Here is a 19692-nt window from a genome sequence, read left to right as displayed (position 1 = left end):
CGGGTTCAGGCAACGCGAAGCGTTTGCAGGCTCGACCCAGGGGCCCCTCGTCCCAGAGCGAGCGCTGAACCCGACAACGCGGGGCTACGCCTTGGCGCCAAGCTCGACGATGATGTACCCGCCCGACTTCTCGTCTTTTTGCAGCACCAACAACTCGCGCTGCTCCGCGTCCTCGAGCAGCTGATTGAAGCTGCGGTACCCGTGGTAGCTCTCGGAGAAATTGGGCTTCTTGCGCTGAATTGCCTGCTTGACCATCGAGCCCCACAGCGTGCCGGAGCGATCGCGGAACATGGCCTCGACCGTGTCGAGCGCCAGCTCGATCGCCTCGGCCTTGCGCTGGCCTTCGGTCTTGCCGCTGCCGCCACCACCGCCGCTGTTGCCCGCGGACTTGGGCTCGCGCTTTTCAACCTTGGCGCGCGGGCGCTTGGGTTTGTGCTCGCGGATCAGATCGTCGTAATAGATGAACTCGTCGCAGTTCTCGACCAGCAGATCGCTGGTTGATTGGCGCACGCCGATCCCGATCACGGCCTTGTTGTTCTCGCGCAGCTTGCTGACGAGCGGCGAGAAGTCGCTGTCGCCGGTGATCAGCGCGAACACGCCCACGTGGCGCTTGGTGTGGGCGAGGTCCAGCGCGTCCACGACCATGCGGATGTCGGCGGAGTTCTTGCCGGCCAGCTTCACGTGCGGGACCTCGACGAGCTCGAAGCTGCGCTCGTGCAGCGCGGTGCGGTCGCTCTTGTAGCGGGACCAGTCGCAGTAGGCCTTGCGCACCACCACGTTGCCGCGCTCGAGCAGGCGCTCGAGCACCAAGTTGATGTCGAACTTGTCGAACTTTGCGTCCCGGGCACCAAGCGCGACGTTCTCGTAGTCGGCAAAAACGGCGATGTTGGGGGTGTCGCTGCCGGGTTGGGCCATGTTGGGAGGAGGTACCACGTTCCGCGAGGCTCTCGAAGCCCCCACGCGGGGATGGCAGATTTGCTGGCGTCGTGGGACATTGTCAGCGTATCTGGACCCGCCATGACCAAGCTCGCGCCGCTCTGGATCCTGCTGCCGCTGCTGCCAACCGCGATCGCCTGCGGGCCGGCGGGGATCGCAGCCGACGCGGGCGCGGACGCGGGGAGCACGAGCGACTCCACGCTCGAGTCGAGCAGCACCACGGCGGACGCCACGAGCACCAGCGAGACCCAAGCGCCGTCCACGGAGGACGGGACCGAGACGTCGGGCTTCGTCCCGCCCAACGACGACTCGATGATCGAGCCCTGCGACACGTTCGCGCAAGACTGCCCCGACGGCGAGAAGTGTGTCCCCTATAGCCCGCACGGCAGCGGCTGGGACGCGCACAAGTGCGTGCCGATCATGGGCGACCAAGCGCCCGGCGAGCCATGCATCTCCCACGGCATTGTCGAGGCCACGGATGACTGCGACGGCACCAGCTTCTGCTGGGATGTGCAAGATGTGGATGGCCAGCCGGTTGGGACCTGCGCTGCCTTTTGCACCGGTAGCCCCGACGACCCCCAGTGCCCGCCGGGGAGTTCGTGCCTGATTTCGGGCGACAGCACGATCTCGTTGTGCATCTTCGGGTGCGACCCCACGCTGCAAGACTGCGATGTTGGCCAGGCTTGCTATTGGACCAACAACGGCTTCAATTGCATGTTTACAACCGATGATGCTCCGGCCGGGCAGCCCTGCAACTTTGTCAACGACTGTGCGGCTGGCCTTGGCTGCACGAGCGCCGACGCGCTTCCAGCGTGCGAAGCGGGGGCCTGCTGCACGCCTTTTTGTGACATCGACCTCGGCGACGCCCAATGTGACGCGGTACCGGGCACCAGCTGCGTGCCCTTTTTCGAGGCCGATCCGATACCGGGCCTCGAGCACGTGGGTGTGTGTATATCGCCTTGATCGTCAGTCCATCGGCCAACCCTCGAACAACCATTGAACAACCCGTGATCGAGATAGCGACCCGCGACCCAGCGCGCGAGCGCATCGGCCAGCACGTCACGCGTACGCGGTTGCAAATGAGCGATTTCGAGTAACGCCCTGGGCCCGCGAGATTCTTCGAGGTCAGAGCTTGGGCAGCACGAGCGGGCCGAGGTCGTGGACCTCGCCCGGACGCAGCTTGGCGGCGAAGCTTGGCGGCGTACTCCACCGCCAGGTCCCATCGATCTCGAGCGCGACGCTGTAGTCGCCGATCGGGAGCTCGGCCACACGAACGCGACCCTTCGCGTCGGTCGTGGCTGTGTAGCGCTGCTTGGCGTCGGCGCAGGGGCTGCCCTCACCCTGCAGGCGGACGCTTGGGCACAGCTCGACCGCGGCGTTGGCTGCCGGATCGTCCCCCACGCTCAAGGTGGCGGTCAGCGTTGTCGTTCGCACGGCGCTGGGCTGCGGCAGCTCGGGGCCATCGCCCGTCACGACCATGTGGCTCACGCGCCCCGCGAGGTCGGCGAAGCTCCCGGCGGGATACTCGTGCACGCTGCGGTCTTCTTCGACGACGCTCAAGCCCTCGCGCGAGGCCACCCAAAACCGATGGCGCGCGTCCATGGCCATGGATTCGGCGGTCTGGCAGTCGTAGTCGCCGCCCGCGAATCGCCAGATCAAAGTTGGCGGCTTGGGGTTCACGCGGACCAGATCACACGCGCTGCTGGCCAAGCCCGCGTGGCCATCTGCGGCGATGTCGAGCGCCGCCGTGTAGCTGATCTTCTCTTTGGGATCGATGAGGACCGAGTCGAGGGCGGTCTTGCCTAGACGCGTGAGCTTGTGACCGGTGGTGGTGTTGACCGGGCCGATCGGTGAGGCGGTCGCGTTGAGAAACAGCGGAAGGGTGCGCAGCAGCATGGGATCAACGGGGATCCACTGGTCTGCCTCGCGGTACAGCAAGACCCGCGAGCCGATCACCCAGACCGTGTCGTCCGCCGCGATCGCCAGCGCTGCGCTGGGCTCGACGCCGAGCGCCTCGAAGCTGGTGGTTCGCCACGCTCCGTCAACGCGGGCGCCGATCCCCTCGCTGTTGCTGATCCACGTGGTCCCGTCGCGGGCCAGCGCGAGCGCGTTGACGGGGCCGCCGCGACCGAGCTCGAAGCGCTCGACCTCGACGAGGGTGTCGCCCTCGAGCTTGCGCAGCGAGTGGGCGTCGAGCATGAACACCTCGCCGCTTGGGCCAATGAACAGATCCGAGATGTTGCGCTCGGGGTTGGCGAGCAGCAGCTTGGTGCCGGTGCCGTCGAGCTTGACGAGGCCCTTGGTGTTGATCACGAAGTACACCGCGCCAGGCTGGTCGCTGTCTGGCCGCGGGGTGACGTTGGCCTTGGCGGTCCGGTCGGTTGCTGGGGGTGTTGGCTCGGCGGTGGTGGGCTCGGGTGTGGCGTCTGGGCTGGGCGTCGCCGCTTCGGCTGCTGGTTCGGCGTTGGCGTTGGCGTTGGCGGGCTCGCGCGCACCACAAGCACACAGCAGGGCGAGCGCGGGCAGCAGACGTGAGCGCAGCTTGGACGAGGTCACCCTGCGACCATGCCTTGGTCCAGCACGCACGCGCAAGACCTCAGCCGATCGCCTACCTCAGCGTCATCGGCGGTGGTACCTCGGTCGGTGGCTCGGGCCGCGGTGTGGGCGGTGGTGGCTCGACCTCGGGCGGCCGAGGATCCGGGATCTCTGACGGCGGCGGCGTGATCTCTGGCGAGGGAGACGGCGGTGGGACCTCGGGTGTGGGCTTGACGGGGGGCATCGCGGTATTGATCGTAGTCGGCAATGGCCGGATCGCGGGTCAGAAATTTTGGCATGTGTGAAAAGGGTAGCGAATGCCAGTCGCGCAAGTCATGCGCGTAAATCTTCTTGCAATCGCGTGATGTGAATGTTGTGTGTTTGTAACTCTCGTCGAGCACGCTGGTTGCTGCAAGATCAACGGCCCCAAGTGAAGGTGTGTGCCATGTGTCCGCATAATATCGCAAATAGAGTCTGTCTCATGCTCCCTGTGTCTGTCGCTCTGCTTCAGGGGTGTGATGCACCTTCGGCGAGCGAAGGGGCCGATCTCGGTGTTCGCAAGGGGCGTGCTGGCCCCATGAGCGTGATTCTCGACGAGCCAGAGGAAGGCAAGGGCAAGGGCAAGGGCAAGGACAAGGACAAGGACAAGGACAAAAGGAAGAAGGCCAAGAAAAAACATGATGACGATGATCGCGGTTGCGACGATGACGATGACGACGATGATGACGATGATGACGATGATGACCTGAGATTGGTCGGCCTCGAGCCAATCGGGGTCTACGAGACGGGAGTGTTTGACGCGAGCGCCGCCGAGATCACGGCCTTCGACCCAGACAGCGCGCGACTGTTCGTGGTCAACGGTGACGCCAAGCTCGTCGACGTGCTCGACCTCTCGGACCCGGCTGCACCCACGCTGGACGGCAGCTTCGACGTGAGCCCCTACGGTGACGCGCCCACCAGCGTGGACGTGGCCAACGGCATCGTGGCGGTCGCGGTCGCGGCTGACCCGGCCCAAGCGCCAGGGCGCGTCGTGCTCTTCTCTGCCGTGAATCTGACCTACATCAACGATTTACAGGTCGGCGCGCTCCCAGACATGCTGACCTTCACGCCCGACTCGCGCAAGCTCGTCGTCGCGTGTGAAGGCGAGCCGCAGGACGACTACCTCGTCGATCCAGAGGGAGTCGTGGCGATCATCGATGTCAGCGAAGACGTGGGCGGGCTGAGCGACGGCGACGTGCAGATCGCAGACTTTGGGGCGTTCAACCTGGGCAACATCGATCCGCGCGTACGGGTGTTTGGCGTGGGGTCGAGCGTGGCCCAGGACCTCGAGCCCGAATTCGTCGCTGTGTCTGCGGACTCGCGCACCGCCTGGGTCACGCTGCAAGAGAACAACGCGCTGGCGATCGTCGATCTCGATGGCGCGACGATCACAAAGATCGTCGCGCTGGGCTACAAAGACCACACGATGGGCGCGAACGGTCTCGACGCCAGCGACGCGGACGGGCAGATCAACATCGCCAACTGGCCGGTGCTTGGCATGTACCAGCCCGACGGCATCCATCGGTTTTGTGCGAAGGGTCGCGAGTATCTCATCACCGCCAACGAGGGCGACGCCCGGGGCTACGACGCGCTGAGCGAGGAGGTGCGGGTCAAGAACTTGGTCCTCGATCCCGACGTGTTCCCCGACGCGCAGAGCTTGCAGCAAGACGAGCAGCTGGGTCGGCTGGCGGTGTCGGCGGCAATCGGGGATTTGGACAATGACGGCGATCACGAGCAGCTCTACGCGTTTGGCTCGCGCTCGGTGTCGATCTGGTCTGTGGATGGATCGCTGGTGTGGGACAGCGGCGAGCAGCTCGAGCGGATCACGGCTAAATCGGACCCGGGCCACTTCAACACAACCAACGGCTCGAACGAGGCATTCGAGAGCCGCAGCGACGCCAAGGGCCCCGAGCCCGAGGGGGTGGTCACAGCAAGTCTGTGGGGCCGAACCTACGCATTCGTTGGGCTCGAGCGGGTCGGCGGGATTGTGGTCTACGATGTGTCGAAACCGCTGAAGCCGAGCCTGGTATTCTACGATAATTCGACTCGAGACTACGGGGGTGATCCAGAGCTGGGCACCGCGGGCGACCTTGGGCCCGAGGGGCTCGAGATCGTGACGGCGGCGGACAGCCCAAACGGCGAGCCGCTGTTGATTGTGGCGAACGAGGTGAGCGGGACGGTGCGGGTGTATCAGCTGATCGGCGAGTGAGCGATCACAGGGTTTGGGAGATGCTGACGGGATTCACCCTCGATGGGGCGGACACCGTGCGGGTCGCGGCCGCCGACTCGCAGGGCCATCCAATGGTCGCGGCCGGGAACCGTCTTGTGAATTTTTCGAGTGGCCAGCTGTTTGAGACAGACGGCCTCGCGTGCAAGCTCGTCACCGGAGACCTGCTTGGCTTGGGCTGGGGCTTGGCGTTCGACGGCCACTCGATCGTGACCCGTGTGGACGAGGCGCTCCACGTGCATGCGGTTGGGCAGGACGGCGCCACCACGCGAACCGGCACGTGGGTCCTGGGCGCGAAGGCCGCGGCCGTCGATGGAGACCTCTTGGCGGTCTACACCGGCGAGCTGCGGGTGTTTCGGCGCAGCCACGGCGGGGACACGTGGGACGAGATGACCGTCGCGCCGGTGCCCGAGCGCTGTGGCACACCATTTAGGCCACCCATGAGTCTGCGGGGCAACATCTTGCTCTTGGGGGCTGGCGACGCGAGCGGGGGCAAGGGGATCGATCCCGAGCCGGTCGGGGATCGGGGATCGTCGTCGCTAGAGCGACCAGCTTGCATCGCTTCAGACGGCTCGAGAAGGCATGGGAACGAGGCTACGCAGCACGTCTACGAGTTCTGCCTCGAACTCCCGAAATGCCTCGAGCTGCCGAAGCCGCTCGAACCGCACTTGCTCGCCGAACAGGGCGAAGAAGTTCTCAGGGCGGCGGTGGCGTTGACCGAGGATCGCACGGAGCAGTTGCTTCGGGTCGCGCTCGCGGTCGGGCGCCTTGGGCAGCTCGACCGACAGGCCGAGTTGATCGACAAAGACCCGATCATCGGTGAGCAACCAGGCTTCGAGCTCACGGACGGGAACACACGCGAGGGCGGGCAACGGCTTGTCTGGGATCGCCGTCTGTGCGGCAACAATGCCGGGTTCGACTCGCTCGCTACGCGCCCTGCGAGGATCGCTGTCGCCGTCCGCGTGAATGATCAGGAAGTCGAGGAGGTCCTCGTTCTCGCGCACGGCCGCTTCAATTCGAGCAGCCCGCTGTTTCTCTGCTCCGCTGCTGTCGATGGCTCGGGTGTCTTCGATCTCGCTGGCGACGGGAAACACCCGCGTCGCAGTCTCGCGGAGCAACCGGTCGAGCATGGGCAACAAAAATTGATAGTCGCTCGGGCCTTCGGCGTACAGGCCAGCGCGTAAATATATCATCCGATAGCCTCAGATTTAGCGACGTCGAGGAGTTGTTCGATCTCTCGCGCCGAGATGACGAGGTGGCGATTTTCCTTGCTCGCTCGCCCAACCCGCCTGGCGCGGGAGGCCCGGCGGCCCTCTCGGTGTACGGTGTCCACATAGCGTAAATGGGTTGGATGCTCGCGCAGCGCGGCGAGGATGACGAGCGAGTGAGTCGTGAGCAGGATCTGTGTGGGCACGAAATCGCAAACGAGCGGGTCTGCCTTGGTGTCCGCGATTTGCTCGGTGTGCTCGGCTTCCTCATGGATGCGTCGCTGGGTTTCGTGCAGCAACAGATCAACGAGGGCGCGTAGGCGCCCGGGGTAGATCCCGTTCTCAGGCTCCTCGATGCCGATGAGTTGCGGACGTGGACGCAAATGCAGGGATGTCAGCAGTGCGAGCAGCCGCAGCGTGCCGTCTGAAGTCAAGCGAGCGGGCGATCGCTCACCGCCGGAGAGTTCGAACTCGACGCGAAAGGACTCACCCTCGGGCACCACGAAGAACGACGAAATGCCCGGCACGAGGGCGACGAGATCGGCCCGAACCTCGCCGAGCAACCGCGGGGCGAGGTCGGCGAGCACGGTGGGTAGATTTGAGCCGTCGGGACGCAGCGCCCCGGTGTCAACGCGGTCGCTTGGCCCGGCGAGGTTCGCCAGATCCAGGCGAATCCATTGACACCCACGCAAGTTGCCCGTTGCAAGGTTGAACGGGATCGATTCCCGTGACTGGGCGAGGAAGGTACGGTGAGGGTCAACACGAACCGGCTGTGGCGATACGTCGGGGTCGAGCACCGTGCTGTCGCGCGTCGCTACAAACTGTCGGTCACCGCCGCGGAAGGAATCGGCGACGTTGGCGAACTCGGGGTGCGACCCAATCCACGTGTCCTCGTCGCGTCCGATGTATCGGAGCTCTTCGTGTCGAGCGATCAATCGCTCGGTCCCGGAGTCCTGCTGGCTTCGCTCGATCACCAACTCGTAGCGAAGTCGGCTCGCGGTCGTCCCCGCTCCTGAGGGACACGGGCCCCAGAACAAGAACTCGACCCCGAAACGAATCTCCTGCGCCACCTCACCGCCGAGGTGCGTAAATTGATCACTCGGCCGCCCGCGCCCGTGTCGAAAGGCATCGACGATCGGCTCGCTCGCTAGCCGCGAGAGCAGCCCTAGCGCCTCGAGGATGTTTGACTTGCCCGCGCCGTTCGGCCCGATGAACACGGTGAAGGGCTCGAGATCAACCGCGAAGCCCAGCAGAGACTTGAAGCCGTCGACTTCGAGGCGCGTGATCATGCCGGGCGGATCCTAGCAAGTAATGACCCCCACAGCGACCTTGGCCCTTCGCCGACTGCAGCCGCTTCGCGTCTGGTCGCTTCGCTCCTCGGGGCCGTTTGTTCGCGTTCGCATGTGTGGCGCTCTAGAAGGGGGCTCTGAACGCATTTCCGGCGTCCATGGGACGCACGACATGCGGAAATCTAGCAAGCACGCGCTAGCAAGAAAGTCTTTGACCCCCACAGCGACCTTAGGAGGGGGCTCTGAACGCATTTTCGGCGTCCATGGGATGCACGACGTGCGGAGAAATCTAGCAAGCACGCGGTGAGCGGGTCGCCCGCTCGCGGCGGCCGGGCGCCCGTTGGCCCGCGTCAATCTTCCGACACCCCATACACCCGATCCCGCTCGAGCAACAACGCCGCGATCGCCCGCTCGAGCGCCGCGTGGGCTTCACCGCGACCGTGCGCCGCAAAGTTCTGGCGCGCGATGTCCCCCGACAGCTCCGGGTCCGCCGAGATGCTTCGGGCAAACAAGGCCGCGAGCGCGGGATCTTGCTGCTCGAGCTCCCGCAGCATCCGCTCGCGCCCGGTCTGTTGGGCCTGCTTGCGCACGCGGTCGAGCAGCTCGGCGTCGACACACTGGATCACCGGATCGGGGCTGCGCCGCAAGACCGAGACCAGCGAGTCGGCGGTCAGTGAGCGGTCCGGGGGGACCTCGAGGCGCGGGTGAAACGAGACCATGTAGAACTCGCGCGGGGGCGGGAGCTTGGACCACTCGGCTCGCAGCGCGGTCAAGAAGCGCTCGAACGCGGGGGGGCGGTGCCACGCGTGGCCCGGCGGGATCGGGAAGGTGAGCAGGACGATCTCGGCGTCGCGGTTGGTGTGTACGAGCTCGCCGAGCTGCTGCGCGACTTCGAGCGGGGTCGGATCGTGGGCGTTGGTTGCTGCGAACACCGGCCGGTGCACGCGGCCCTGCTCGCGCGAGCGCCGAGCGAAGGGACATAGGTTCAGGCCCTCGACGATCTCGCGTTGGTAGCGATCGTGGATCGCCTGGATCACGGCCTCGTCTGGCGGCCAGCTGAGGGGGTCGGACACGGGGCACAGCATAGCCGGCTATGCTGTGCCCGTGGCGAGCGCGGACGACGACAACAAGCTCGAGCGCGCGCTCGTGTGGGTCGTCGTGATCTTGGTCGCGTACCGCGTGGCCTACCACGCGAGCTACCTGGGCGAGGTGCCGTTCGCCCACGCGACCTTTGCCGACGGCGCCGTCTACGAACAGGCAGCGCGTGACATCCTGGCCCATCCGCCGCTCGGCAGCGAGGCGTTCTACCTGCAGGGCGCCTACGCGTACTTGCTCGCGCTCGGGATGGCGATCCAAGCGTGGCCTTCGCTGGGCTTGCTCGTTCAGCTGCTGCTCGCGTTCGCGACCTTGTGGCTGTTTCATCGCGTCGTCGTGCGGCTGTGGGGGCGCCGGGCTGGGCTGTTGTCGACGATCGCCCTGCTCGCGCACCCGGGCCTGGCGTTCTACGAGAACAAGTACGTCAGCGCCGAGCTTGGGGTCGCGTGCAACGTGTTGGTGATCGCAGGCTTCGTCGCGCTGCTGCGAGTCACGCTCGGGCCCAACAGCAGCGAAGCGCGTCAGGGTCCGCGCTTGTTGGCGGCGCTCGGCCTTGGGCTCGGTTCGGGGCTGTCGATCCTCGCGCGGCCGAACATGGTGGTCGCGCTGCCGTTCACGCTGATCGCGGTGGCCTTGCTCGCGCGCGAAGACGCGGGGTCCGGTGTTCGCCCGTGGCAGCGGGCTGGGCTCACGGTCGCGACGACCCTGCTCGGCACGACGCTCGCGCTCGCGCCGATGGCCGCGCGCAACCTCGCGGTGACGGGCTACCCCGACGTCCAGCCTGTCCACGGGGGCGGAACCTCGTTCTTGATCGGCAACAACGCCAAGTCGAAGGGCGTGTGGAACGACGCAGATCTACTCAGCGCCCGGCTCGGCACCGAGAGTCAGGAGCTGGTGGTGGCGCTGGGGATCGACCCCGGGCTGCCAACGCGCGAGCGAGCGCGGGCGATCGGTGACGCGCTCTATGCCCGCTCGTTCAAGTGGATCGCGGACCACCCTGGGACCTGGGTGAAGCTCGAGTTTCACAAGCTGTGGCTCACGCTCGGCGACCAGCAGCTGACCCAGGACTACGACTGGCTGGGCGAGCGCGAGCTGCTGCCGTGGGCCCACCGGGTGGGCGTCAGCTTCTCGATGTTGCTGGCGCTTGGGCTGCTTGGGGCCGGCGTGGTGCTGGGTGGGCGCTGGCAGCCGCGCGAGGGCAACGAGCCGGCAACCGGAGCTCCGGCGTTTGTTCGCACCGCAAGCTCGCGACGGGCGCTGGGGTGGTTTTTGGCTGGGCAAGTCGGGGCGGTGCTGGCCGCCAACTTGTTGTACTTCACGTCGGCCCAGCATCGGCTGCCGCTGGTCGTGCCCCTGGCGGTGTTGGCCGGGCCGGGCGTGCTGGGGCTGGTCGCGTGGGCGGGCCCGCGGCTTGGGGCGTTGGTTGGGGGTCGCGGGCACGAGCCGGGGGAGCTGGCACCAAAAGGATCGGTCCAGCTCACGCTCCCGCGCTGGCTGCTGGTGCTGGCCGGAATCGCGCTCTTGCAGGGACCATGGCCGCGCAGTCATCGTGACCAGCCACACCCAGTCCACTATTACAATTTGGCCATGGTCCAAGACGTGATTGGTGAGCCCCGTGACGCGCTGGCGAGCTTGAACCGCGCGCTCGAGCTGCGCCCGGCCCAGCCAATCTTCCTCATGCGTCGCGCCCACCTGCGGTTTCGCCTTGGCGATCTCGATGGGTCGGAGCAGGATCTGGCCGTCGTGTTCGACCTTGCTACACAAGGGGAGGTGCCCGAGTGGGTGCTCGTGCAGGCGCGGATCTATCGCGACGACGTCGCTATCGAACGCCGCTCGAACCCGCGTTGATTCGCGCTCGTACCGGTCATTCGTGACTATGCGCATGCAACGCTCGTTGAGCGTCGTGTTCTTTTCTGCGAGCCTCCGACCCCGAAACTCTCCGGCGGATGATGACCAGTAAATCTCGAGGTATGAGCCCAGCGTCGCGTTGGATCCGATGCTCCATTCTGACCGCTTCTGTCGTGACCCTGCTGGGCTGCGATCTGTCGGCCAGCGGCAGCGCTAGCGCCAGCGGCAGCACTGCACCCATGGAGGGTCCGGCGGCGCCCGAGTACGAGCGCACCTTCGACGAGTTTGCGGATGTCCCGAACCAGATGACCGCGCAGGTCGTGTGGGCGGCGGAGCCCATCGACAACGCGGTCCGTCTCGCCGACGAGATCGCGGCGTTGCGGGCCGAGCTCGACCTCGATCCCGCCGCGTTCTCGGCGATGTGCACGGTCGCGTTCAAAGACGGCCAGATCGAGATCGGCGCGGTCACGGAGGTCGAAGAGACGAAGGCCAAGATCGAGGCGACGCTCGCCAAGATCAAGCAAGTCGGCGTGGATCTGCAGGGCGTGCCTGGCCGGATCAAGGTGGCTGGCAAGAACATCGGCAAGCTGGCCATGTCAACGCCCAAGCTGGCGCTCAAGACCACGAAGGAGCTGTCGGGTGAGCTCGCGGTCGCGGTGGGTGATGGCGGCGTCCAGATCGAGGCCGACATCGCAACCGCCAAGGAGCTCCCGAACACGGTCAAGAACGCGGCGGCCGAGTCCAAGGACACCCTCGCCACGCTGCCCGACAAGGCCGCGAGGGCGACCAAGAACTTGCTGGCCGCCATGAACGGTGAGGCCATCGAGCCCATGGAGACCACCGGCGACGCCGCGGTCGAGGGTGAGGCCGAGGGTGATGTCGCGGTCGCTGCTGGCGATCCTGCCGAGACGCCGACCGACGACGCCGCCGCGACCGCGACGACGGACGCGGGGACAACCACGACGGACGCGGGGACCACCGCGGTCGCCACCGCCGACGCGCCCAAGCCCGTCACCCTGCCGCCCCACGGCGGCGCCGACCAGAGCTCGGTCGCGGGCTTGCCTCCGCAGGCCGTGGCGGCGCGGGTCGCCAAGCTACAAAAGATCGGCAAGGAGACGGGGGACCGCGGCGACTGGCTGTCGGCCGCCGACGCCTTCGAAGAGGCGTACCTGCTCGCGCCCGACAATTTGGTGCTGGCCTACAAGACCGGCGACGCGGCGGCCAAGGCCAAGGACTGCGAGCGCTCGCGTGTCCACCTCGAGCGCTTCGTTCAGTACGGCGACCAGACCCTGTTCGCCCCCGAGCTGGCGCTGGCCAACAAGACCCTCGGCGAGCTCAAGACCTTCGAGTGCCCGCCCCGCACGCCCGCCGACGATGCCGCGCTCGCGGACACCTTGGTCAAGCAGGCCGAGGAGCTGGGCAAGCAAGAGGACTGGGGCGGGGCCGCAACCACCTACGCGATCGCCTACCAGCTCACCCCAGAGAACCACGCCTTGGCGTTCCAGGTCGCGGTTGCGAGCTGGAACTCGCGCGAGTGCGCCGACGCAGACACCTACTTTGCGTACTTCCTGACGGTCGGTGATCCCAAGCTTCATCGCACCCAGCTGCGCGAGACCAAGCGCTACCAAGAAGAGTCCGCCGCGGGCACGTGCCCCAAGTGGGCCGTTGGCGAGAAAGAGACCCACGCCCGCGATCTCTACGCAGAGGCGCAGGCGCTGGACCTCGAGCTCGACTTCAAGGCGGCGATCGGCAAGTACGAGCGCGCCTACTACATCCTGCCCACCAACCATGCGCTGGCGTTTCGGATCGGCGACGCGGCGTGGAAGGGCCAGGAGTGCGAGCGGGCCCAGGAGGCGTTCACCATCTTCACGACCAACGTCGACGCGTCGGATCCTCGCCACAGCGGCGACGTGAAGCTTGCGAAGGGCATCCTCGCGCGGATCGACGCGGCGGGCTGTCCCAACGCGCTGTGGAGCGCGGGCGGTGCCAAGCCGGCCGCCACCGAGGCGACCCCGGTCGCGGCCGATGCGGGCGGCGGCGGTGCAGGCGACGAGAGGCCGCCCAAGTCCGGCGGGGATGGCGGTGGCAGCGTGGCCTGCTCCGTCACGGATCAAGACGCCCCGGCCGGTGGCCTCGCGTTTGGTCTATTGCTGCTCGCAGCGGCGATTCGTCGGCGCAAAGACTGAGTCCACGGCGCGATTGAGCGGGCCGAACTAGCGATCGGCCCGCGACTGGCCCGCGATTGGGTACCATGGCCGGCGATGGCTTGGACCCGCGCCTCTTCCCTCGTCCTTGGGCTGTGCGTGTTGCCCACGCTCGCGTGTGCGGGTGGCGACAGTGACGCGGGGAGCGGCGCGACCACCTTCTCGTCACTGTCGCTGGGCCAGGACACCAACACCGACAACGACGACACGACCGGCGACGGCGACGGCGACACCGATGACGGCCCGACCTGCGGCGACGGTGTCGTCGAGGGCGACGAGTTTTGTGACAACAACAACCTCGCCGGCCAGAGCTGCACGACCCTCGCGTTCGACGGCGGGATCCTGAGCTGCGCGCACGACTGCTCGGGCTTCGACACCAGCAACTGCTTTAGCGAGACCTGCGGCAACGGAGTGGTCGACGGGCCCGAGGTCTGCGACGGCACCAACCTCGACGGCAACACCTGCATGTCGCTGGGGTTTGACGGCGGCACGCTGGTCTGCGGCCAGGGCTGCGCGAGCCTGGACACCAGCGGCTGCACACTCAACACCTGCGGCAACGGTGAGCTCGACGACGGCGAGGCCTGCGACGGCGCGCTGCTCAACGGTCAGACCTGCGTGACCCAAGGCTTCACCGGCGGCACGCTGACCTGCCTGGCCAACTGCGACGGCTTCAGCACCAACGCCTGCACCAGCGAGGCCTGCGGCAACGGGGTGCTCGAGAACGACGAGCAGTGCGACGGCAACAACCTCAACGGCGAGAGCTGCTCGTCCGTTGGCTTCGCCGACGGCACCTTGCTGTGCAACGACAACTGCAGCGGCTACGAGTTTGGGCTGTGCAACGATGGCAACTGCTGCATGGCCAAGATGACCTCGGGCTGCCAGGTGCCGTTCGTTGAAAATTGTGTGTGCGGGCTAGATCCGTATTGCTGCGACACTGAGTGGGATCAGACCTGCGTGGGGATCGCGGTCAACAGTTGCCAAGCGCAGTGCTGACTCGCTGGCTTGGCGCTGCAGCTTCAGCGCGTCTGCCGGGTGTAGATCTCGGCGACGTGCGCGGCGTCGACCGCCCGTTGAGGCGCTCGGTGGCGCTGTGCTGGATCCCGCGCTCTCCAGGGGTGCCAACGAAGCGCGCCGCGTGGACGCTGCGCACGCCGAAACGGCCAAACGAAGCGGCGTGAGGGGCTCGTGCGACGGGCGCTTCGCCCAGCTTGGCCACCGCCGCGCAGGGCGGGGTACTCTCGCGCCGCATGGCGAAGCGAGACGGTCCCGAGCACGACGAAACCCGCGGCCTCACGCGGCGCGGGTTGTTTCGCAGCATCGGAGCCGCGACCTTGGTGGCCGGTTGCACGAAAGAAGATCCGCCGCTGCACCCCGAGTCGCGGGCGGTCGCCGACGTCGACGGGGCGATCGGTCTCACGCCGACGCCGCTCGAGTTCGTGCTCGATGGCCAGCCACAGAAGCTCGAGGTCGAGGCGCGCACGACCTTGCTGGACCTGTTGCGCTTGGATCTGGACCGCACGGGCACCAAGCTCGTGTGTGATCGCGGCGCGTGTGGGGCGTGCATGGTCATGGTCGACGATGTCCCGCGCAACAGCTGCATGATGCTCGCGCTCGACGTCGCCGGGGCGACCGTGACCACGGTCGCGGGGCTGGGTGGGTCGTCGCAGCTGTCGGCCCTACAGCAGGCCTTCGTTCAGCACGACGCGCTGCAGTGCGGCTTTTGTACGTCTGGCATGTTGATCAGCTCGAGCGCGCTGCTGCGACGAAGCGCCGGGCAAACCCTCGAGCGCGCAGACGTAGAAGACGCGATCGCGGGCAACTTGTGCCGCTGCGGGACCTACCCGCACGTGGTCGACGCGGTGCTCTCGGTCGCCAACGGTGGGGGCGGGTCTGCTCACAACGTGGTGCTGCTTCGCGCCAAACCATCCACCAAGTCGGGAGGTGCGTGATGCCAGGCAAGACCAAGCTGTCGGTTGGCTACGGCCCCAACATCAAGACGATCAACGTCGAGCTGCCGCCCAGCGAGCCGCGCCCGTGGGACACCGTCGACGACATGACGGTCGTCGGCACGCCGCAGCCGCGGATCGACGGCCCGCTCAAGGTCAGCGGCGAGGCCCGCTACACCCACGACATCGCGCTCGAAGGCCTGCTCCATGCTGCGGTGCTGCGCTCGCCGTGGCCGTGCGCGAAGGTCTCGCGGATAGACGTGGGGCCGGCCGCCAAGCAGGCCGGCGTTGGCGCTGCGATCGCGCTGGTCGGCGTGGGGGACAAGCTGATCTTCGCGGGCCAGGACGTCGCCGCGGTCGCGGCCACCCGGCCCGAGCTGGCCCGGGCCGCGCTCGCGTCGATCATCGTCGAGTATGAGCCCCAGCCCTTCGTCGTTCAGACCCGCGACGCGATGCGCGACGGCTCGCCGCAGGTCCACGAGGCGGCCGTTGAAGAGCGGCGCACGGGCGCCGACGAGCCTGGGGCCGAGCGGGCGCAGGGCAAGCTGTCGGGCAACGTCCGACCCGGCCGCAGCCAAAAGCGCGGCGACGCCAAGCGGGCGCTCAACAAGGCCCCGGTCCGGTTCGAGGCGACCTACACGACGCAGTGCCACACGCACAGCTGCCTCGAGACCCACGGGGTCGTCGTGCGCTGGAACGGCAAGAAGGCGGCCACCGTGTGGGCCTCGACCCAGTCGATCTTCGGCGTGCGCGACGAGTTCGCGGCGCTGTTTGGGCTCGAGCCCAGCAAGGTCCAGGTCATCACCAACTTCATGGGCGGCGGGTTTGGCTCGAAGTTCGGGGCCAACGCCTCGGGCACCGCGCTCGCAAAGATCGCCGGGGATCTGGCTCGGGCCGCGGACAAGCCGGTCAAGCTGATGCTCGATCGCGCCGAAGAGCACGTGTGCACCGGCAACCGTCCGGACTCGATCCAGCTCGTCAAGCTTGGCGCCACGAACAAGGGCAAGCTGACGGCGATCCACGTGCAGGCCCACGGCACGGCGGGGATCGGGACAGGTGCGGGGGTCGGGCGCAACGCGGCCAGCGTGTACACCAAGGTGCCCGACGTGCTGGTCGAGAGCGCCGACGTGTTCACCCACGCGGGGCCGGCGGTCGCGTTTCGGGCCCCAGGGCACACGCAAGGGGCGTTTGCGATGGAGTCGGCGATCGACGAGCTGGCCCGGCAGCTGGGCATGGATCCGATCGATCTTCGCCTGGCCCACGACGCCCACCCGGTCCGGCGTTGGCAGCTCGAGCTTGGCCGCGAGCGCTTCAACTGGGACGCCCGACGCAAGGCCGCCGCCGACATGCGTGCTCGCAACACGCGGGTCCGCAAGGGGGTCGGCTGCGCGGTCTCGATCTGGGGTGACTTTGGCGGCACCGAGGCCCGCGTGACGATCGAGATTGGCCGTGACGGTCGGGTGGTCGTGAAGAACGGGGTCCAGGACATCGGCGGGGGGATCGGCACCGTCATGGCCCAGGTCGCCGCCGAGGTGCTGCACCGGCCGGTCGAGGAGATCGAGATCCAGATCGGTGACAGCAAGCTCGGCCCCGGGGTCGGCAGCGGCGGCAGCAAGACCACGTCCTCGATCACCCCCGCGGTTCGCAACGCGGCCGAGCTGGCCAAGGCCGAGCTCGCCGAGCTGGCCCAGACCGCGCTCGAGGTGAACTCGACCAAGAACCTGCGCTGGACCGCCGAGGGCGTCAGCGTGGGCCGCCAGACCCTGAGCTGGGCGGATCTGTGCAAGCGCATCGAAGGCGAGGCGATCGTCGCGGTGGGGTTTCGCGCCCGCAACAGCGCCGCGCATCCCCGGTCGTTTCCCGGGTTCGAGACGCCCGAGATCGCGGGGGCCCAATTCGCCGAGGTCGAGATCGACACCTGGACCGGCGAGGTCCGCTGCACGCAGGTGCTGGCGCTGCACGACTGCGGCCGGGTCATGAACGAGCTCACGCTGCGCTCGCAGATCAACGGCGGGATCATCTTGGGGACTGGCTACGCGCTGATGGAGGAGCGGGTCATGGATCCCAGCTTGGGCGTGATGCTCAACGCCAACCTCGAGCAGTACAAAGCCTGCGGGGTCAAGGACGTGCCCGAGATCTCGATTGTGCTGACCGAGGTCATCAGCGGCAACAACAGCACCGGCGCCTATGGGATCGGTGAGCCCGCGACGATCCCCACGGCCGCGGCGATCGCCAACGCGGTCGGCGACGCGCTCGGGGTTCACGTTCGCAGCTTGCCGATCACACCCGCGAAGATCCTAGACGCGCTCGAACAGCAGCAGCGCGCGAGCCAGGGGGGAACGAAGTAATGCAGCCCTTTGCGATCATCCGTCCCAAGCGCGTGGATCAGGCCCGCGAGCTGGTCGTGGGCAAGCCCGAGCTGCGCGTGTTTCGAGCGGGCGGCGTCGACCTGTTCGACCGCATGAAAGAAGGCATCGAGGATCCCGAGCTGCTCGTCGAATTGCGCGACGCGCTGACGGCTGGGGTCGAGCTCACCAAGGACCAGCCCTTGGTGCCGGTCGACACCAACCCGCTGCCGCCCGCGCCCCGCTACGTGTCCGCGGGGGCGCTGACGACCCTGGCGCAGCTCGCTGCCGCGGCGCTACCTGGCGTCGACGCGCTGCATCAAGCCGCCGGTCAGGCCGCGACGCCGGGGATCCGCAACACGGCCACGCTTGGCGGCAACCTGCTGCAGCGGCCGCGCTGCTGGTACTTCCGCAACCGTGAGCTGGTCTGCCTCAAGAAGGGCGGCGACACGTGCTTGGCGATCACCGGGGACAGCCGCTACCACGCGATCCTGGGCGGCGGGCCTAGCTTCATCGTGCATCCCTCGAGCCTGGCGACCGCGCTGCTGGCCCTCGACGCGGTGGCGTCGGTATTCGTCGGTGACGAACAAGCGTCGCCGCAGCCCGTGCTGCCGCTCCACGAGCTGTTTGTTGGCCCCGAGCAGGATCCCACGCGCGAGCACAAGCTGGCGCCGGGCGACTTGCTCACGCGGGTGTGGATCCCCGTGCTCGACGACATGCGCAGCGCCTACCAGGCCGTGCGGGAGAAGCGGTCCCACGACTGGCCCCTCGTTGAAGCGGCGGCCCGGCTGCGCTTGGATCAAGGCGGCAGCATGCGCGACGTTCGGGTCGCGCTGGGCCACGTCGCGCCGATCCCTTGGAACGCCAGCCAAGCGGCCGCGCTGCTCGAGGGGCAGACACCCAGCGCCAAGCTGTTCGCCCAGGCGGCCGACGCCGCGCTCGCCGACGCCGCTGCGCTCGAAGGCAACGCCTACAAGATCCCCATGGCCAAGGGCCTGCTGCGTCAGGTGCTACATCGCGCCTCCGGCCTGGCCCTGCCAGAATGAGATCGCTGCCCTCGATGAGCCAGTTTACGAATGCGTCCGCAAGCGGGTGAGAAGCCCTCACGCCGAGCCACCCCACCCAAGCCCCACGAGAACCCCATGCCCGAGTTCATCCGCGTCGACGACTCCCGTCCGGTCTGCAAGCACCTGCGCACCAAGGCCCTGCACGCCTACGGTGCCCAGACCCACGACGCCTTTCACACGAGCCGGTCGAGCAGCTATCAGTGCCTCAAGACCTGCTTCGTGACCGGGCCGGATCGCCAGCTGTGCGTCCCCGAGGCCTGCCAGCCAGGTCGCGGCTGCTTCGAGCCGCGCTAGATCGGGTATGATCGCGGCGCTCCGGGCTCATGCGATCGTCGCTCAGGATTCACAAGCGCTCAGCGGGCGAGATCCTCGCGCAATTGGGCCCTGTCGTGATTCGGGTCGTCGGCTGCGCCAAGACCCCGCTCGCCCGCGTCCCCGAGCTATACGGGTTCGTCGATCAGGTCCTGTCCGAGTACCCAATCGTGGCGATGTTGATCGTCGTCGAGCATGGTGCCCCCGTTCCTGACGAGGACGTGCGGCGCAGCATCGATGTGCAGCTGCAGGCGCGCGCGGACAAGCTGGTCGTTGGCTACGCGCTGCTGGGGCTGGGCTTTTGGGCGGAGCGGGCGCGAGCCTTCGCGGATCATCGGATCCGCCTCGAGGGCTGCACGATCTTGGTCGACATCAGCTTGTCTGCCTTGATCCAGCGGCTGGCGCTCGAGTTCGTTGGTATCGACCCGGACCAGCTCACGCAGGTCGTGGAGCAGCTGCGGACCCAGGTCGCGTAGCGCTCCCGCGACCCCTCCGCTGGAAGTTGATGCGCGAGGCGACCTTGCCGACGGGGCAGAATTTGGCGGGGCTCCAGTCATTGCAGTTGGGCCGCGCGAACGGGTGTACTCGATGACGACAAAGCTCGGAGATCCCTTGGCCCGGCGGCGCAGAATGCGAGATCT

Annotated in this window: 16 protein-coding genes; 11 read left to right on the top strand and 5 right to left on the bottom strand. The window is 67.2% G+C overall.

The features are described 5' to 3' along the window. Window positions 1-84: 84 nt before the first annotated feature. Complete coding sequence (locus DB30_RS06370) at window positions 85-915, bottom strand: NYN domain-containing protein (protein WP_052547077.1); 831 nt, start codon at window positions 913-915, stop codon at window positions 85-87. A 102-nt stretch (window positions 916-1017) separates the two neighbouring features. Between DB30_RS06370 and DB30_RS06365 the strand changes: the two genes are divergently transcribed. Beyond that, window positions 1018-1899, top strand: a complete 882-nt coding sequence (locus DB30_RS06365; RefSeq protein WP_052547076.1) for a hypothetical protein — start codon at window positions 1018-1020, stop codon at window positions 1897-1899. Between the two features lie 162 nt (window positions 1900-2061). Here DB30_RS06365 and DB30_RS06360 read toward each other — a convergent pair whose 3' ends face one another. Together DB30_RS06360 and DB30_RS41240 are read right to left on the bottom strand one after the other, a co-directional pair. Then, on the bottom strand, window positions 2062-3492 hold the full coding sequence (locus tag DB30_RS06360; protein ID WP_052547075.1) for a hypothetical protein: 1431 nt from the start codon (window positions 3490-3492) through the stop codon (window positions 2062-2064). A 52-nt stretch (window positions 3493-3544) separates the two neighbouring features. Continuing rightward, a complete protein-coding gene (locus tag DB30_RS41240; protein WP_205632919.1) occupies window positions 3545-3715 on the bottom strand; it encodes a hypothetical protein in 171 nt (56 codons plus the stop codon). A gap of 333 nt (window positions 3716-4048) precedes the next feature. Here DB30_RS41240 and DB30_RS06355 point away from each other — a divergent pair, with 333 nt between their 5' ends. Both DB30_RS06355 and DB30_RS42710 read left to right on the top strand, forming a co-directional pair. Then, window positions 4049-5719, top strand: coding sequence for a choice-of-anchor I family protein (locus DB30_RS06355; protein WP_146658148.1), 1671 nt, complete (start codon window positions 4049-4051; stop codon window positions 5717-5719). A gap of 20 nt (window positions 5720-5739) precedes the next feature. After that, window positions 5740-6921 carry a hypothetical protein gene (locus DB30_RS42710; RefSeq protein WP_052547074.1) on the top strand — a complete coding sequence of 394 codons (1182 nt, stop codon included), beginning with the start codon at window positions 5740-5742 and terminating at the stop codon, window positions 6919-6921. Between the two features lie 5 nt (window positions 6922-6926). Here the strand turns inward: DB30_RS42710 and DB30_RS06345 are convergent, their stop codons facing one another. Together DB30_RS06345 and DB30_RS06340 are read right to left on the bottom strand one after the other, a co-directional pair. Beyond that, window positions 6927-8234, bottom strand: a complete 1308-nt coding sequence (locus tag DB30_RS06345; protein ID WP_052547073.1) for an AAA family ATPase — start codon at window positions 8232-8234, stop codon at window positions 6927-6929. A 350-nt stretch (window positions 8235-8584) separates the two neighbouring features. Beyond that, on the bottom strand, window positions 8585-9307 hold the full coding sequence (locus tag DB30_RS06340) for a DUF1415 family protein (RefSeq protein WP_165703647.1): 723 nt from the start codon (window positions 9305-9307) through the stop codon (window positions 8585-8587). Between the two features lie 31 nt (window positions 9308-9338). Here DB30_RS06340 and DB30_RS06335 point away from each other — a divergent pair, with 31 nt between their 5' ends. The 8 genes from DB30_RS06335 to DB30_RS06300 all read left to right on the top strand — a co-directional run bounded on the left by DB30_RS06335 (window position 9339) and on the right by DB30_RS06300 (window position 19527). Beyond that, complete coding sequence (locus DB30_RS06335) at window positions 9339-11177, top strand: tetratricopeptide repeat protein (protein ID WP_052547071.1); 1839 nt, start codon at window positions 9339-9341, stop codon at window positions 11175-11177. Window positions 11178-11350: 173 nt separating this feature from the next. Next, window positions 11351-13363 (top strand): MYXO-CTERM sorting domain-containing protein, encoded by a 2013-nt coding sequence (locus DB30_RS06330; RefSeq protein WP_052547070.1) that lies wholly within the window; start codon window positions 11351-11353, stop codon window positions 13361-13363. 75 nt (window positions 13364-13438) lie between these two features. Next, the gene (locus DB30_RS06325) at window positions 13439-14374 is read left to right on the top strand and encodes a hypothetical protein (protein ID WP_052547069.1); all 936 of its coding nucleotides are present in this window, start codon (window positions 13439-13441) and stop codon (window positions 14372-14374) included. A 254-nt stretch (window positions 14375-14628) separates the two neighbouring features. Then, window positions 14629-15330 (top strand): (2Fe-2S)-binding protein, encoded by a 702-nt coding sequence (locus tag DB30_RS06320; protein ID WP_146658146.1) that lies wholly within the window; start codon window positions 14629-14631, stop codon window positions 15328-15330. Beyond that, window positions 15330-17675 carry a xanthine dehydrogenase family protein molybdopterin-binding subunit gene (locus DB30_RS06315; protein WP_052547068.1) on the top strand — a complete coding sequence of 782 codons (2346 nt, stop codon included), beginning with the start codon at window positions 15330-15332 and terminating at the stop codon, window positions 17673-17675. The genes DB30_RS06320 and DB30_RS06315 overlap by 1 nt, the downstream gene beginning before the upstream one ends. Beyond that, the gene (locus tag DB30_RS06310; protein WP_052547067.1) at window positions 17675-18718 is read left to right on the top strand and encodes an FAD binding domain-containing protein; all 1044 of its coding nucleotides are present in this window, start codon (window positions 17675-17677) and stop codon (window positions 18716-18718) included. The genes DB30_RS06315 and DB30_RS06310 overlap by 1 nt, the downstream gene beginning before the upstream one ends. A 96-nt stretch (window positions 18719-18814) precedes the next feature. Then, window positions 18815-19033: a hypothetical protein gene (locus DB30_RS06305; protein WP_146658145.1), complete on the top strand. Its 219-nt coding sequence runs from the start codon at window positions 18815-18817 to the stop codon at window positions 19031-19033. A gap of 29 nt (window positions 19034-19062) precedes the next feature. Beyond that, window positions 19063-19527, top strand: coding sequence for a hypothetical protein (locus tag DB30_RS06300; RefSeq protein ID WP_052547065.1), 465 nt, complete (start codon window positions 19063-19065; stop codon window positions 19525-19527). Window positions 19528-19692 lie beyond the last annotated feature (165 nt).

Origin of the sequence: Enhygromyxa salina (assembly GCF_000737335.2) — a bacterium.
In the GTDB taxonomy this organism is placed as follows: Bacteria; Myxococcota_A; Polyangia; order Nannocystales; family Nannocystaceae; genus Plesiocystis; species Plesiocystis salina_C.
The sequence above is the reverse complement of the archived record's forward strand: the minus strand, read 5'-3'. Positions and strand labels throughout refer to the sequence as shown.

What these genes read in the sequence shown, in the direction of transcription:
- DB30_RS06315 (WP_052547068.1), top strand. Translation starts at nt 15,330, where the DNA reads ATGCCAGGCAAGACCAAGCTGTCGGTTGGCTACGGCCCCAACATCAAG.
- DB30_RS06355 (WP_146658148.1), top strand. Translation starts at nt 4,049, where the DNA reads ATGAGCGTGATTCTCGACGAGCCAGAGGAAGGCAAGGGCAAGGGCAAG.
- DB30_RS06305 (WP_146658145.1), top strand. Translation starts at nt 18,815, where the DNA reads ATGCCCGAGTTCATCCGCGTCGACGACTCCCGTCCGGTCTGCAAGCAC.
- DB30_RS06325 (WP_052547069.1), top strand. Translation starts at nt 13,439, where the DNA reads ATGGCTTGGACCCGCGCCTCTTCCCTCGTCCTTGGGCTGTGCGTGTTG.
- DB30_RS42710 (WP_052547074.1), top strand. Translation starts at nt 5,740, where the DNA reads ATGCTGACGGGATTCACCCTCGATGGGGCGGACACCGTGCGGGTCGCG.
- DB30_RS06320 (WP_146658146.1), top strand. Translation starts at nt 14,629, where the DNA reads ATGGCGAAGCGAGACGGTCCCGAGCACGACGAAACCCGCGGCCTCACG.
- DB30_RS06310 (WP_052547067.1), top strand. Translation starts at nt 17,675, where the DNA reads ATGCAGCCCTTTGCGATCATCCGTCCCAAGCGCGTGGATCAGGCCCGC.
- DB30_RS06370 (WP_052547077.1), bottom strand. Translation starts at nt 915, where the DNA reads ATGGCCCAACCCGGCAGCGACACCCCCAACATCGCCGTTTTTGCCGAC.
- DB30_RS06300 (WP_052547065.1), top strand. Translation starts at nt 19,063, where the DNA reads ATGCGATCGTCGCTCAGGATTCACAAGCGCTCAGCGGGCGAGATCCTC.
- DB30_RS06345 (WP_052547073.1), bottom strand. Translation starts at nt 8,234, where the DNA reads ATGATCACGCGCCTCGAAGTCGACGGCTTCAAGTCTCTGCTGGGCTTC.
- DB30_RS41240 (WP_205632919.1), bottom strand. Translation starts at nt 3,715, where the DNA reads ATGCCCCCCGTCAAGCCCACACCCGAGGTCCCACCGCCGTCTCCCTCG.
- DB30_RS06365 (WP_052547076.1), top strand. Translation starts at nt 1,018, where the DNA reads ATGACCAAGCTCGCGCCGCTCTGGATCCTGCTGCCGCTGCTGCCAACC.